The organism is Bradyrhizobium sp. Arg816 (genome assembly GCF_029989365.1).
Taxonomy (GTDB): domain Bacteria; phylum Pseudomonadota; class Alphaproteobacteria; order Rhizobiales; family Xanthobacteraceae; genus Bradyrhizobium.
The window spans coordinates 248501-262889 of sequence record NZ_JAPRAQ010000001.1 but is presented as its reverse complement, the minus strand read 5'-3'; the positions used below and the strand labels follow the sequence as shown (position 1 = coordinate 262889).

The following is a 14389-nucleotide window of genomic DNA, read 5'->3' as shown; positions in this document are numbered from 1 at the left end:
GCTATTTCAGCTTGCCGGCGGACAGGTCCATGATCATGCGCGTGGCCAGGTAAAGCCGCGGCACGATGCTGTTGATCTGCACATATTCGGCATCGTTGGAGTGCGCGCCGAAGCCCGACAGGCCCATGCCTTCGACCACGGCGCCGCTGGTCTTGAGCGCGGCAAATGCGGCGTCGGTGCCGCCGCCGGTCGCCTTCTCGTCGACCTTGAGGGACAGTCCGATCTCCCCATAGATCGTCTTGCCGTAGGCCGCGACGCGGCGTGAGGCGTCGTTGGCCTCCAGCGGCGGGCGGCGCACCTCGAATTTCAGCTCGACCCTGGAGTCGGGCAGCAGCCGATTCTTGATCTTGTCCTGCAGCGCCTTCTGCAACTCGTCGAAATCGGCGATCTTGAGCGCGCGCGCATCGGCCTGGGCCGAGGCGTCGGCCGGGATGACGTTGCGGTTGGTGCCGGCCTTCGAGACCGTCCAGTTCAGCTTCAGGCCCTGCTCGGGCTTGGACAGGTCCTTCATCTGCAGCACCTGGTGCGAGAGCTCGTACAGCGCGTTGACGCCGCCCTCGGGCCGCGCGCCAGCGTGCGAGGACTTGCCGTGCACCGTGAGATAGGCCGAGCCGATGCCGCTGGTGGCAAGGCGCAGCGTGCCGTCGGTGCCGCCGCCTTCGAACGAGAACACCACGTCCTGATCCGCGGCGAACTTGGTGATGGTGCTGCGCCAGCCGGGCGAGGAGATCTCCTCGTCGCCATTGGTGAGCACCGTGAGGGTGCCGTAATCCCTGAAGTTGAGTTTCTGGAGCATCGCCACGGTATGGAGAATGAGCGCGACGCCCTGCTTGTCGTCGGCAATGCCGAGGCCGTAGGCCTTGTCGCCGTCGACGCGGAACGGCTGGTCCTTCAGCATGCCCTTCAGGTACACCGTGTCCATGTGGGCGATCAGCATGATCTTCTTGCTGCCGGTGCCCTTGAACACGGCGTGCACGGCCGGGCCGATCGTCTCGGGCGTGTCGTCGAGGCGATAGACGTCGGTGGGGTGCAAGATCTCCACCGTGCCGCCGAGCTGCTTGAGCTGGCCGGCAACGCGCTCGGCGATCTGGTTCAGGCCGTCGATGTCCTTGCTGCCGGATTCGATGCTGACGAGATCGCGCAGCGTGTCGAGCAGCGGCTGCTGCTCCTTTTGCGCCAGCGCATGGACATCGGTCATCGGTTCCGCATGCGCAAACGTTGCGGCACATGCCAGCCAGAGCGATGCGATCAAGGGAGCGAGCGACGGAGCAGGGAGCGATCGGGACATGCGCGGCGGTCCATCAGTTGGAGGATGGCCCGGTATGCCCGTGTTTCCGGCGCTTGTCACGCGCGCGGATCCGGCGGCAATTCCTCTGCTGCTTCCCGGCAATGCGCCACTGTTCGCACAGAACAGCCAGTGCGCCATGGCTTGGTCGGGTCGGCGACAAGTGCCCGCCAACTATGTGCGCCCGAGGTTTGTACATAGATCATCTTTCCCATCGCGCACGCCTCGAAATTTCCCGCCCTCGCGGCTCGCTCTCAGATTGTAAAGCCGACTAGAGGAGTACTCCGTATTCACCTTTGGAGGTATTGGCGAACCGCCGCCTGGGCTCCAATCTGATCCGATTGCAGCGGCGTGCTCGTCGCCAAACTCCCGTGAGAGGCCGCAATGATCCTGACCCCATTTCGACCCCGGCGTGACCCATGCGGGCCACTTGGAAAGGGACTTGCGAGATGAATACGAAGCAGGCCGCCGCTCAGCTATCGCGCGCTAAAAACGCGCTGCAATTGATCAAGCGCTGCATCAAGGACGGTGACGAGCACCAAGCGCTCAATCATGCGAACGTCGCGCTCGACGCACTGGCGCAGATCGAAGGCGATACCCTATCCGACGACATCGTGATCCATTGGGACGATCGCGGAAACTACAACCGGTACAAAGTCGCCTGCGACGCGCAGGACGCAGGCAACCCGCGCGCTCTCGCCCGCGAATTCGTCAAAGTCGTGGAGCACGCCAGCGAAGAAACCCAATCGACCGAGGTGACCTGGCATGATGACGCAGTGACGCTGTTCGTTCATAAGCTGGAAAGGTCGTGCAACTCGGAACGTCGCTTTAGCGAAGTTTACGCCAACTGCAAAAAGAAGATGGAGGCGCAATACGATGCGCCGAACGTGGTCACATTCTCACGGAACTGATCAGCGTGACCGTTGACGCCGGCCCCCACGATCACTGCAATGAATACGGCGAGATTGCAAATAAGAGAACACGAGTAAATTAACGCCCTTCCTTCTCCCGCATCCGCCTCCGCCAAGGCTTCGGCGGACATGAGGGGAGAAGGAAGAAAGCGCGGCCGCTACTTCTGCGGCGGTCCCAGATCCAGCGGCGGCAGGTCGATCTGCGGCACCTCGATCTTGACCTTGTCGAGGTCGACGTTGAGCGGCTTGTCGAGCAGGCCCGTCACCGTGATCGGGAAGATGATCACGAGCAGGACCATGATCATCTGCAGGCCGATCCAGGGGATCGCGCCCCAATAGATGTCGGAGCTCTTCACTTCCTTCGGCGCCACGCCGCGCAGATAGAACAGCGCGAAGCCGAACGGCGGATGCAGGAACGAGGTCTGCATGTTCACGCACAGCATCACGCCGAACCAGATCAGCGCCGCGTCCGGTCCCACCACCGGCGCGAGGACCTTCTGCGCGATCGGCGCGATCATCGGCAGGATGATGAAGGCGATCTCGAAGAAGTCGAGGAAGAAGGCCAGGAAGAAGATGAAGAGGTTGATGAAGATCAGGAAGCCCCACACGCCGCCGGGGAGCGAGGTCAAGAGATGCTCGAGCCAGACGCCGCCGGAGACGCCGAGGAACACCACCGAGAAGCAGGTCGAGCCAATCAGGATGAAGGTGACCATGCAGGTGAGGCGCATGGTGGATTCGTAGCCCTGCTTGATCAGGTCGCGCAGCTCGGGGATGCGTGCGGCCTGGATGCAGATCCACGCCACGGCGAGATAGGTGACGGCGAACGAGAGCCTGAAGACCAGGTTCTCGGTGAACAGCATCGCGACGATCGTGCCGACGCCGGCGGCGATCACGCCGACGATCAGGATCTTGCGGTCATTCGAGGAGAAGTCCTTGTGATGGATCGCGGCGAGCACGATGGCGCCGACCGCGCCCATGGCGCCGGCTTCGGTCGGGGTCGCGAGACCCATCATCATGGTGCCGAGCACGACGAAGATCAGCACGGCCGAGGGGATGATGCCCATCAGGCATTTTTTCCACAGCGCCCAGCCGGTCAGCGTGCGCGCTTCCTTCGGCACCGGCGGCACGTGGCTCGGCTTGATCAGGCCGAGGATGAAGGTGTAGCCGGCGAACAGCATGATCTGGAACACCGAGGGGCCCCAGGCGCCGAGATACATGTCGCCGACCGACTTGCCGAGCTGGTCGGCGAGCACGATCAGCACCAGCGAGGGCGGCACCAGCTGCGTGATCGTGCCGGAGGCCGCGAGGACGCCGGTGATGTAGCGCATGTTGTAACCGTAGCGGATCATCACCGGCATCGAGATCAGCGCCATGGCGATGACCTGCGCCGCCACCGTGCCGGTGATGGCGCCGAGGATGAAGCCGACGATGATGACGGAGTAGCCGAGGCCGCCGCGGACCGGGCCGAACAGCTGGCCCATCGAGTCCAGCATATCTTCGGCTAGTCCACATCTCTCTAATATGGCGCCCATGAAGGTGAAGAACGGGATCGCGAGCAGCAGCTCGTTGGAAAGCACGCTGCCGAACACGCGGCCGGGAATCGCCTGGAGGAAGTTGAGGTCGAAGAATCCGAGATGGATGGCGAGGAAGCCGAAGGAGAGGCCGACCGCCGCGAGCGTGAACGCGACGGGGAAGCCGATCAGCATCGCCAGAACCAGGCCGCCGAACATCAGCGGCGGCATCATTTCCAGCGTAATCATTGGGTCGGCCTCTCGTACTTGGCGTCGATCGTCACATAGCCCTGGAGAGCCGCGATACGCTTGATGACTTCGGAAACACCCTGGAGCGCCAGCAAGACGAAGCCGGCGGGGATCACGAACTTGATCGGCCAGCGGATCAGGCCGCCGGCATTGCCGGACATCTCGCCGACGTTATAGGCCTGCATGAAGAAGGGCCACGACAGATAGGCGAGCAGGAGGCAGGAGGGGATCAGGAAGCAGAGCGTGCCGATCATGTCGAGCCAGAGCTGGCCGCGTTCCGAGAGCGTGAGGTAGAAGATCTCGACGCGGACATGCTCGTTGCGCTTGAAGGTGTAGGACGCGCCGAACATCACCAGGATGGCGAACATGTACCATTGCAGCTCCAGCCAGCCGTTCGAGGAGTTGCTGAAGGCATAGCGGATCATGGCATTGGCCGCGCTGACCAGGCACGCCAGCAGCACCAGGATGTTACAGACGTACCCAATCTTTTCATTGAGGGCGTCGATGGCGTTGCTCAACGCCAGCAATGGACGCATCTTACTTTCTCTCCGTCGCCGTCGCGGCCCAACACTTTACGGGAGGCTTCAGCACGCATCGCCTGGCCGGCGTGCGAATAGCACGCGACCGTACGGATGAAATTCCGGAGCGATTGCGGCGTCGGTCCTCCCCTCGTGCCTTGCCGTCTTGACCGCGACCGCCAAAGGGGCGGGGCCGGCTTATTGCTGCCGGGCAAGCAAAGGCGGCTGCACCAAACCAGCGGGCTTGTGCGCCGTCAATCGGAAAATGGGCAAATTGACGCCGAGTCAAAAGCTTATGGCGGGGAGGGCGCGAATCCCTCAGCCGCCGGTGACGCTCATGTGCCTGGAGACGCTGGGGCGGTCGTGGCGGCGGTCGATGATGAAATCGTGGCCCTTGGGCTTCAGCCCGATGGCGCGGTCGATCGCATCCGCAAGCAGCATGTCGTCGTCAGATGCACGCAGAGGTTTGCGCAAATCTGAAGCATCCTCGTGGCCGAGGCAGGTGTGCAGCGTGCCCGTGCAGGTGATGCGCACCCGGTTGCAGGATTCGCAGAAATTATGGGTCATCGGCGTGATGAAGCCGAGCTTGCCGCCGGTCTCGGCAACGCTGACATAGCGCGCCGGCCCGCCGGTGCTCTCGGCGAGATCCGTCAACGTGAATTGCTGGGCGAGCCGCGCGCGCACCAGCGACAGCGGCAGGTATTGGTCGATACGGCCCGAGCCGATCTCGCCCATCGGCATGACCTCGATCAGCGTCAGCCCCATGCTCTTGCCGTGCGCCCAGCGCATCAGGTCGGGAAGCTCGTCCTCGTTGAGGTTCTTCAGCGCCACCGCGTTGATCTTTACGCCAAGCCCAGCGGCGCGCGCGGCTTCGATGCCCTCCAGCACCTTGTCGATCTCGCCCCAGCGGGTGATCTCGCGAAATTTCTTGGGATCGAGCGTGTCGAGCGAGACGTTGATGCGGCGGACGCCGCAATCGGCGAGCTCCCGGGCGTGTTTCGCAAGCTGGGTGCCGTTGGTGGTCAGGGTCAGCTCGCTCAGGGCACCGCTCGAAAGGTGGCGGGACAGCGAGCGCACCAGCGTCATCACGTTACGGCGGACCAGCGGCTCGCCGCCGGTGAGCCGCAGCTTCTTCACGCCCTTGGCGATGAAGGCCGTGCAGAGCCGGTCGAGCTCCTCCAGCGTCAGCAGGTCCGCCTTGGGCAGGAATGTCATGTCTTCCGACATGCAATAGAAGCAGCGTAGATCGCAGCGGTCGGTGACGGACACGCGCAAATACGAGATGGTCCGCCCGAACGGATCGGTCATCGCGCTCGAGAGCGCGTCGCGGGGGCTCGCTGCTGCGAGAGGGCTCGCGGAAGGTCCGTTCATAGCAGATGCCTTGCCAAATGCCTTGTCACTTACGGCGACGGGCGCACCTTTGCTTCAGTGGTGCTCTGGAAGCAATCTAAGCATCGGACGCGGCTAGGACAATCGGGTGGTATACGTAATCAGCGCCCGGATCAGCGCTTTCCTGCGTTCGGATCGGGAAACGGCGAGGCCGCCACCGCAGCAGGTGCAGCATCCGCAGGGGCCGCAGCGGGTGCGGCATCCGCAGGGGCCGCGGCGGCTGCGGCCGGCTTCGGCTTCTTCGGCCGCTGCGGCTTCTTCACAGGCTTGGGCGGCACTGCCGGCTGGAGTTCCGCAAACACCGGATTCGGATCGGTGGTGACCGAGGCGGGCGTGGTGAAATCCCCGGGATTCTTGATCACGTTCACCGGCACGCTCGCCGGCTGGTATTTTGGCAGCGCGAAAGCGACCGTGAAGGGGGCGTCGGGGGCAGGAACCGAGACGGAGCAGGGGGTCTTGCAACCGGCACCGAGCGAGGTCGTGGCGTCAGCCCCCGGAGGATTGGATTCGAGCCGGACCTGGACGGTCGGCGGCGCCGATTTGAACATGTCCCAAGACATCGAAGAGCAGCCACCAAGGCTCGCTCCCGCTAGCGCAATCGCGATGACACGACGCATGACCACCCACTTCTAACTGCGACGAACCGCCACATCCCCGGGCGAACCTACGGGCGTCGTTCCAAGCAAGCAACCGGCGCTCCGCGCATAGTCAATAGATGGTTAACGCAGGGTTCCGTGGAATATGGCAGTTATCTCAGAGGCTTGTGGTTCCTAGGTGGTCATCAGGCTGTGGGCCGCAGCCGGCAGGTCACGCATGTGATGGATCAGCCGGTCCGGCTTCAACTCGGCGATCGGCACGTCCGTATAGCCGAAGCTGACCCCGATCACGGGCACCCCGGCGCGCCGGGCCACGCCGACGTCGGTTCCGGCATCGCCGACCATGATGCTGGCTTTGACCGCCCCGCCGGCGCGCGCCACGGTCTCGCGGAAAATGGTCGGATCGGGCTTTTGGACGCCAAAGGTGTCCGCGCCGCAGATCGCGGCAAAGCGGCGGGTGAGGTCGAGCTGGTCCAAAAGCCGCTTCGACAGCCATTCCAGCTTGTTGGTGCAGACCGCCAGCCGGTGGCCCTGGGCCGCAAATTGGTCGAGTGCGGCCTCGAGCCCCTCGAACGGGCGGGATTCGACCGCGATATGGTCGGCGTAATAGGCGATGAAATCCGCCGTCATCCGGTCCATGTCCGCCGGCGTGACCATGCGGCCTTCGGCCTCCAGCCCCCGTTCGATCAGCTTGCGGGCGCCGGCGCCGATCATGTTGCGGGCCGAGGCCATCGGCACGGGCGGCAGCCCTTCGCGGTCGAGCACGAAATTCAGCGCGGTGATCAGGTCGGGCGCCGTATCCACAAGCGTGCCGTCGAGATCGAAGACGAGGGTGTAAGGGGAGGTCATGGTCCCAGCGCTATCGGGCCGGCTGGATCGGCGCAAGGGCCGAAGCCATAAGTTCAACTTATAAGATCGGCCCAGAGGCCTGTTCCGGCGGGAAAAACGAGGCTACATAGGCCGCCGCAAGCAACCTCTATCGGCGGCACACTCTAAAATTCGGGGCGGGCGCATCGTGAACATGGACCAGTTGAAGCGGCAGGCTGCGGCGCGCGCCCTCGAGGAGGTGCGTGACGGCATGCAGCTCGGGCTCGGCACCGGCTCGACCGCCAAGCATTTCGTTGAGCTGCTCGGCGAGCGCGTGCAGGCCGGGTTGAAAGTGATCGGCGTGCCGACCTCGGAGGCGACGCGCCTCGATGCCGAGCGCTGCGGTGTGAAGCTGACGACGCTGGACGAGATCGATCATCTCGACCTCACCGTCGACGGCGCCGACGAGATCGATCCCGACTTCAACCTGATCAAGGGCGGCGGCGGCGCGCTGCTGCGCGAGAAGATCGTGGCGGCGGCCTCGGATCGCATGATCGTGATTGCCGACGACAGCAAATGGGTGCCGACGCTCGGCCGCTTTCCGCTGCCGATCGAGGTCATCCCGTTCGGGCTCGGCGCGACGCGCCGCGCGATCGAGAAGGCATTTGCCGAATGCGGCGTTTCCGGGCAAATGGCGGTCCGCAAGGCCAAAGGCGGCGACAAGGATGGCCACGTTTTCGTCACCGATGGCGGCCACTGGATTCTTGACGCCCAGCTCGGACGTATCGTGGATCCGCCTGGCCTCGCCAAGGCGTTGAGCTCTATCCCCGGCGTGGTTGAGCATGGCTTGTTTATCGGCTTGGCCAGCTCGGCCGTTTTGGCGGGCGCCGAGGGAATTCGCGTGATTGAACGGCGTAAGCCGAAAGGAGACTAGGAATGAAGAGCGTATTGAGATTCTTGCCGGCCGCGACGCTTGCTGCTGGACTGGCCGTCTTGGCGGTCCCGGCGATCGCGCAGCAGGCCGCGCCGGCCCAGAAGGCTGCTCCCGCGCCGACCCCGCCGAAAGCCTCGCCTGCGGCGATCGCGGCGGCCAAGGAGATCCTGCAGATCAAGAACGCCACCGCGATGTATCAGGGCGCCGTGCCTGGCATGGTCGAGAAGACCAAGATCACGCTGATCCAGCAGAATCTCAACTACCAGAAGGAGCTCAGCGAGGTCGCGCCGATCGTGGCCCAGCAGCTCAACGGCCGCCAGAACGAGATCGGCGAAGGCATGGCGCAGATCTATGCCAGCGAGTTCACCGAGCAGGAACTGAAGGACCTCGTCACCTTCTACAAGTCGCCGCTGGGCAAGAAGCTGATCGACGCCGAGCCGCGCGCCATCGGCCTCAGCATGGCCTTCATGAACTCCTGGGCCCAGAACTTCTCCGAGACCGTGATGGGTGCCTTCCGTTCCGAGATGCGCAAGCGTGGCAAGGAAATCTGACAGTACCTATCTGATCAGAAATCCCTAAAGCGCGTCATCGCGCTTTAGGATGTTATTTGCGCATGGTCCTATCGGAGAACCGCTGCACACTTCTCCGGATCATGCGCTGAAAGAAGAGGTCGGAGTGGACAATGGCTGAATTCGACGTCGACCTCTTTGTCATCGGTGGCGGCTCGGGCGGCGTGCGTGCCGCCCGCATCGCGGCCGGCCACGGTGCGCGTGTGATGATCGCGGAAGAGTACCGCATGGGCGGGACCTGCGTGATCCGCGGCTGCGTGCCGAAGAAGCTGTTCGTGATCGGCTCGCATGTCCGTCATGAGCTGGAAGATGCCGCCGGTTTCGGCTGGACCGTTCCGCCCGCGACCTTCGACTGGCCGACGCTGATCGCCAACAAGGACAAGGAGATCGCGCGGCTGGAAGCGGCCTACACGACGAATGTCGAGAAGTCGGGCGCGCAGGTCGTCAAGAGCCGCGCGGTGGTCGAGGACAAGCACACCGTCCGCCTGCTCGAGAACGACCGGAAGATCACCGCAAAATACATCCTGATCGCCACCGGCGGCGCGCCCAACCACGGCGCCTCGATCCCCGGCATCGAGCACGTGATCTCCTCCAACGAGGCGTTTCACCTCAAGAAGCTGCCGAAGCGGATCGTGATCCAGGGCGGCGGCTACATCGCGCTGGAATTCGCCGGCATCTTCGCCGGCTACGGCTCCGACGTCACCGTGATCTATCGCGGCGACAACATCCTGCGCGGTTTCGACGAGGACGTCCGCGCCCACGTCCGCAGCGAGATGGAAAAGCAGGGCATCACCATTCTCACCGGCTGCACGGTGGCGAAGGTCGACCGGCACGGCGAGGAATTCACCACGCATCTGTCGAACGGCTCGAGCCTCGCGTCCGACCAGGTGATGTTCGCGATCGGCCGCCATCCGTCGGTCGCCAATCTCGGCCTGGAGAAGGCCGGCGTCGCCATCAATCCTGCGAATGGCGGCATCGCGGTGGACCATTTCTCGAAGAGCTCGGTGGATAGCATCTATGCGATCGGCGACGTCACCCACCGCTTCAACCTGACGCCGGTCGCGATCCGCGAAGGCCACGCCTTCGCCGACACCGTGTTCGGCAAGCGCGAGGTGCAGGTCGATCATTCCTACATTCCGACCGCAGTGTTCTCGCAGCCGGAGGTCGGCACGGTCGGTCTGACGGAGACGGAGGCGCGTGCGCAATTCAGCCACGTCGACATCTACAAGACGACGTTCCGCCCGATCAAGGCGACGATGTCCGGCCGCGACACCCGCGTGCTGATGAAGCTCGTCGTCGACGGTTCGACCGACCGCGTGCTCGGCTGCCACATCGTCGGCGACTGCGCCGCCGAGGTCACCCAGGTGGTCGCGATCGCGGTGAAGATGAAGGCGACCAAGGCCGATTTCGACGCGACGATCGCACTGCATCCGACCGCGGCCGAAGAGCTCGTCACCATGCGCACGCCGACGGCACGCCATGTGCGTCAGGCGGCGGAGTAGGGCGCCACACGAGCGGCTCTCAAGCGAACAGGATTTGGTCGAATTGGCGCGTGCTTACCCTCCCCCTTGTGGGGGAGGGTGGCTTCGCGGAACGCGAAGCCGGGTGAGGGGTCTCCATCCTCACGAACGGTCGCGCGAGTGGAGAGAACCCCTCATCCGGCGCTTCGCGCCACCTTCTCCCACAAGGGGAGAAGGAAGAAGACCTCGAGGCGCTTGGCTGCGAACCGTCTACCCGTACAGATACCCGACCGGCTTGCCCTCGGTGCGCAGGGGACGGATGTCCTTCTGCGTGATGATCTGGCCGGCGAGGCCGTCGATCTCGTCGCGCTGCGTCGGCGTCCAGCCGCGAAGCTCGTTCATGCCCTTGAGCAGGCCGAGCCTGAGGACCTGGGTGTTTTCGCCGAGGCCAATGAGGCTGATCGACTCCTTCCCTGCCGTCACCACATCGCCGGCGGAAAGTTCAAAGCTCTCGCCGGACCTTTTCTTGAACTCGGCTGTGCCGCGAATGACGCGATAGATCACGACCTCGCCCTTGGCGAAACAGGTCGGGTCCGCGGCGATCGACGTGCTCCTGGGCAGCAGCGACTGACCGGGTGGGTCGGTCGCGATGATGTGGCCGGTGACGAGATGGCCGCTGGGAATCTCGATCCCGATGTCGCGCACGTACACGGGCATGGCCGACTTGATCGGACTGTCGACGAGCGGCTTGAACAACGCATCCAGCGCGAGGGGATCCTGAAGCCAGAAGCCCGCGTCGGCCGGCCGGTTGTGCAGAGGGTGGCTCCAGGCCACGCGCGGTGTCTCGGCCTCGTTGATCTGGTCCGGACCGACGATGGTTGGGTTCGGAAAGGTCGTCGGATCGGTCACGAAGGCTTCGAGGAATTTGCCGGAGTAACCCATCGAGATCGGGTCGGGCACCACGGTCTGCGGCGTCTTCAGGTTCTCTTCGGTCGACAGTCCCGACCAGGTGTAGAACAGCTGGCGGTGGACGATCGCGCTTTGCAGCATCACCGCGCCGGGGCCGACATTGTAGAAGCGTCCGTCGTAGTCGAAGGTGAAGGCGCCCGAGGTGACCAGCACGAGCTGAAAGCCGCCCGGTGGAAGATGAAGATGGAAATCGGTGGGGCCGGTGTCCGGGCGGTAGATCGGGAGGTTTGTCGCGACTTCGTGCAGGAGGAAGGTTTCGTTGTTGGCGTGGAAGCCCTCGCTGGCACGGTTGTAGAGGGCTTGCGGCCGGTACGTCGCTTCGAACTTGGCATTCCTGTCGCGATCGATCGCCACGAAATCCTGAGCGTTGAGGCGGAGTGGCGCGCCATTCGGATGGGTGAGGCCGGTAAATTTGAGATCGCCGGCGGCATGCACGTTCATGGCACTCTCCGATCCTTGCGGCTCGTCCGGTCTCCGGGCGCACGCATCTTGCTGCGCCAATTCGTGGGAGCAGGGAATCGGGCCTGACGCTGCCTTGCGAATTCTGGGCCAGTCGAGATGCAGCACGATGCGCGGGCTCGGCGGCTCCGCGCGGCGCGATGAAAAATCGAGATTGCACCTGAGGTTAGACGGCGCGTTAGGCTGGCTTGCCTGGGCCTTTTCGCGGAGCCCGCAACCCCGGCGACGGCGCGCGGTTTGTCTAATTTGTCGGCAAGCCCTGGCGCGGGCGTGCAGCCGCGCAGGTCGCGTCGATCAGCTAAGGCCGGCGGCTGGGCATGTGAAACCGCTCATTCGAACGGCTGACGGGCGCTCCGCTCGGGCTTGCCGATCGGGCTGTCCGCCCATTTCGCCATGTCCACCGTTCGCGCGTCGATGCCTTCGCACCAGAGGCAGCTGAGCTCCGCGCGGCCCTTGGCCGAAAGCAGCGGTACAAGTCCGTGGCCGCAGCCAGCGCAAGACGTGACGCGATTCACGCGTTCCTCCACGATCACCGAATTCAGGAGCGACATTGTCGTTCGCCAAGCTTGCGCGGGCGCTATGAAGGCGCACGAACGCTTCCGATCGGAGCGGTCGTGCCCGAGATCGTCGAGGCTGCGATCCAGCGCGAGACCGCCCCGATGTCCTCCGCATTCTCGCGATAGGCGCGAAGCTGGAATTCCGCCGAGCTGCCACGCTCCACGATGGTCCGGCAGTGCTCGACCTCGGCGGCGCAGTTCAGCGCGGCTGCGTCCTCGGCGACGTCGTCGATGATCCGGCTCAGCAGCTCCGAGATGGTGACCGGCCCCTCCTTCGAGGCAAAGATGCAATCGGTGCCGTAACGCTGGGCCCGCCATTTGTTCTCGACCGCAATCGCGCGCTCGACCGCCGTGACCTGCTTCGACCGATGCGGCCGCAGATAAAGGTGGCGCGTCAGGCAGCGATAGAGCGAGGCGATGGCAACGGCGTCGTCGATGAAGGTGCAGGTGTCGGGCGCGCGAAGCTCGAGGGTCGGATGCCTCATGGACGGCCGCATCGCCCACCAGATATGGCTCTCGTCGGGAATCACGCCGGAGCGTTGCAGCGCGCCGACATATTCGTCGTAGTCGTGCCTGGTTTCGAACAGTTCGGGCAAGCCGGTGCGCGGCAGCTCGGAATAGGCGGCAAGCCGGTAGCCCTTCAGCCCGGTCTTGTGGGAATTCCAGAACGGGGACGAGGCCGACAGCGCGATGAACAGCGGCAGATGGGGCAGCATCGCCCGCATCACCGCCATCCGCTTCTCGGGATCGGGCAGCTGAACGTGCACATGCATGCCGCACATCATGTTGCGGTGGCCGATGCTGCGCAGATCCTCGATCATCTCCTCGTAGCGCGGCTTCGGACTCGGCTGCGACATCCGCCAGACCGCGGTCGGATGCGTGCCGCAGGCCATGATGACGAAGCCGTATTGTGCGGCGACGTTGGCGACCTCGCGGCGGAGGAACCGCAGCTCTTCCCGGGCGTCATTGACATCGATGTGAACGTTGGTGGCAACTTCGAGCTGGGATTGCAGCATCTCCCGCATCGCCTGACCGCCGGTGGACCAGTTCACCGACTCGAACAGCGCGTTGGGCGTTTCGATCGCGACCTCGAGGCTGCGGCGATCGGCGAGGAAGTATTCCTCCTCGATGCCGAAGGAGTATTCAGCCGCCTTGCCGCGTCCGCCGGCAGAGCGGATGACGAGGTGCTGCCTGTCATCGGAGGAATCGAGGCGCAGCAGTTTCAAAACGTCTGATGCAAATGTCATAGGGCCACCCGGCAGTGGTATTACCTGCGGGCAATAATCCGCCTGACACGGGCCGGTTCCGCGTCGGCCCCACCGGAAATTGCAAGGTCGAACGGAACAATCTTCACGGTTTCGGACGCGCGCGCGACCAGCGCGTGATTCGGCGGCACTTCCGTCCAGTCCGTTTCCTTGTCGAAGGGCTCGGACACGACGACGACGTGGCCGCCGCCGGCCTCGCGATAATAGAGCGTGTTGGCGGCATCGTTGACCGCGACGCGAAACGCATAGAGATCCCGGCCGTTTGCGATCGCGCTGGTGAAGCGCAGGCGCTCACGAAGCTCGCCCTCGTTGACCAGGCCGACCAGCGATTGCAGCACGGCTTGCGTTGCGCCAAGTGGATCGCGGTCGAGACCCGCGCCCATCATGGCGAGGAACACGGCCTCCGAATCGGTCGTGCCCAGCCGCGAGGGGTAGTAGGCATCGGGGATCAGCGCTTCGACCTTGCGCCGCAGGCGATTCCAGCTGCCGACGAAGCCGTTGTGCATGAACATCCACTGGCCGCAGGCGAACGGATGACAATTCTGCCGCGTCACCGCCGTGCCGGTGGCGGCGCGCACATGGGCGAAGAACAGATGCGAGCGCAGATGGCGGCAGAGGTAGCGCAGGTTTTCGTCCGACCAGGCCGGACGGGTCTCGCGATAAAGGCCTGGTTCCGGATGCTCGCCATACCAGCCGAGACCAAAGCCGTCGCCGTTCGAACCGGCCGTCGACTGCAGCGAGCGGATGCTCTGTGCGATCAGCGAATGCTCGGGCTCGGTGACGTAGGGTTCGAACGAGGTCGTCTCGCCCCGGTATGCGATCCAGCGGCACATGCGGCCTTCCTGTCAGAATGTGGCGTAAGGTTCACCAACAAGATCGCCTGTGTTGGGTTCCCGGCGATGTGTTCTGC

The 14389-nt window shown here is 64.1% G+C and carries 15 protein-coding genes; 4 read left to right on the top strand and 11 right to left on the bottom strand.

From position 1 onward, the window contains the following. Position 1: 1 nt before the first annotated feature. Both OWC48_RS01255 and OWC48_RS47520 read right to left on the bottom strand, forming a co-directional pair. Positions 2-1288: a M20/M25/M40 family metallo-hydrolase gene (locus tag OWC48_RS01255; RefSeq protein WP_282518289.1), complete on the bottom strand. Its 1287-nt coding sequence runs from the start codon at positions 1286-1288 to the stop codon at positions 2-4. Positions 1289-1344: 56 nt separating this feature from the next. After that, entirely contained in the window at positions 1345-1491 is a 147-nt protein-coding gene (locus OWC48_RS47520; RefSeq protein WP_404979696.1) for a DUF6946 family protein, read from the bottom strand. A gap of 243 nt (positions 1492-1734) precedes the next feature. Between OWC48_RS47520 and OWC48_RS01250 the strand changes: the two genes are divergently transcribed. Beyond that, on the top strand, positions 1735-2196 hold the full coding sequence (locus OWC48_RS01250) for a hypothetical protein (protein WP_282518288.1): 462 nt from the start codon (positions 1735-1737) through the stop codon (positions 2194-2196). Positions 2197-2354: 158 nt separating this feature from the next. On the opposite strand, the gene OWC48_RS01245 is transcribed toward OWC48_RS01250, so the two are convergent. The 5 genes from OWC48_RS01245 to OWC48_RS01225 all read right to left on the bottom strand — a co-directional run bounded on the left by OWC48_RS01245 (position 2355) and on the right by OWC48_RS01225 (position 7308). Beyond that, complete coding sequence (locus OWC48_RS01245) at positions 2355-3956, bottom strand: TRAP transporter large permease subunit (protein WP_282518287.1); 1602 nt, start codon at positions 3954-3956, stop codon at positions 2355-2357. Further along, positions 3953-4492 carry a TRAP transporter small permease subunit gene (locus OWC48_RS01240; protein WP_282518286.1) on the bottom strand — a complete coding sequence of 180 codons (540 nt, stop codon included), beginning with the start codon at positions 4490-4492 and terminating at the stop codon, positions 3953-3955. The genes OWC48_RS01245 and OWC48_RS01240 overlap by 4 nt, the downstream gene beginning before the upstream one ends. A 300-nt stretch (positions 4493-4792) precedes the next feature. Beyond that, the gene (moaA, locus tag OWC48_RS01235) at positions 4793-5845 is read right to left on the bottom strand and encodes a GTP 3',8-cyclase MoaA (RefSeq protein ID WP_282518285.1); all 1053 of its coding nucleotides are present in this window, start codon (positions 5843-5845) and stop codon (positions 4793-4795) included. 131 nt (positions 5846-5976) lie between these two features. Further along, a complete protein-coding gene (locus OWC48_RS01230) occupies positions 5977-6480 on the bottom strand; it encodes a hypothetical protein (protein ID WP_282518284.1) in 504 nt (167 codons plus the stop codon). A 153-nt stretch (positions 6481-6633) separates the two neighbouring features. Continuing rightward, entirely contained in the window at positions 6634-7308 is a 675-nt protein-coding gene (locus tag OWC48_RS01225; RefSeq protein WP_085404867.1) for an HAD-IA family hydrolase, read from the bottom strand. A 166-nt stretch (positions 7309-7474) separates the two neighbouring features. On the opposite strand from OWC48_RS01225, the gene rpiA reads away from it, so the two are divergent. From rpiA to gor, 3 genes are all read left to right on the top strand, one after another. After that, positions 7475-8200 (top strand): ribose-5-phosphate isomerase RpiA, encoded by a 726-nt coding sequence (gene rpiA / locus OWC48_RS01220; RefSeq protein WP_282518283.1) that lies wholly within the window; start codon positions 7475-7477, stop codon positions 8198-8200. A gap of 2 nt (positions 8201-8202) precedes the next feature. Beyond that, the gene (locus tag OWC48_RS01215; protein ID WP_282518282.1) at positions 8203-8751 is read left to right on the top strand and encodes a DUF2059 domain-containing protein; all 549 of its coding nucleotides are present in this window, start codon (positions 8203-8205) and stop codon (positions 8749-8751) included. A 131-nt stretch (positions 8752-8882) separates the two neighbouring features. Then, the gene (gor, locus tag OWC48_RS01210) at positions 8883-10271 is read left to right on the top strand and encodes a glutathione-disulfide reductase (protein WP_282518281.1); all 1389 of its coding nucleotides are present in this window, start codon (positions 8883-8885) and stop codon (positions 10269-10271) included. A gap of 228 nt (positions 10272-10499) precedes the next feature. On the opposite strand, the gene OWC48_RS01205 is transcribed toward gor, so the two are convergent. The 4 genes from OWC48_RS01205 to OWC48_RS01190 form a co-directional block, all read right to left on the bottom strand. After that, a complete protein-coding gene (locus OWC48_RS01205) occupies positions 10500-11639 on the bottom strand; it encodes a hypothetical protein (RefSeq protein WP_282518280.1) in 1140 nt (379 codons plus the stop codon). Between the two features lie 347 nt (positions 11640-11986). Beyond that, on the bottom strand, positions 11987-12208 hold the full coding sequence (locus OWC48_RS01200) for a hypothetical protein (protein WP_282518279.1): 222 nt from the start codon (positions 12206-12208) through the stop codon (positions 11987-11989). A gap of 26 nt (positions 12209-12234) precedes the next feature. Next, positions 12235-13461, bottom strand: a complete 1227-nt coding sequence (locus OWC48_RS01195; RefSeq protein ID WP_282518278.1) for a carboxylate-amine ligase — start codon at positions 13459-13461, stop codon at positions 12235-12237. Positions 13462-13481: 20 nt separating this feature from the next. Beyond that, positions 13482-14312: a class II glutamine amidotransferase gene (locus OWC48_RS01190; RefSeq protein WP_282518277.1), complete on the bottom strand. Its 831-nt coding sequence runs from the start codon at positions 14310-14312 to the stop codon at positions 13482-13484. Between the last annotated feature and the right edge of the window lie 77 nt (positions 14313-14389).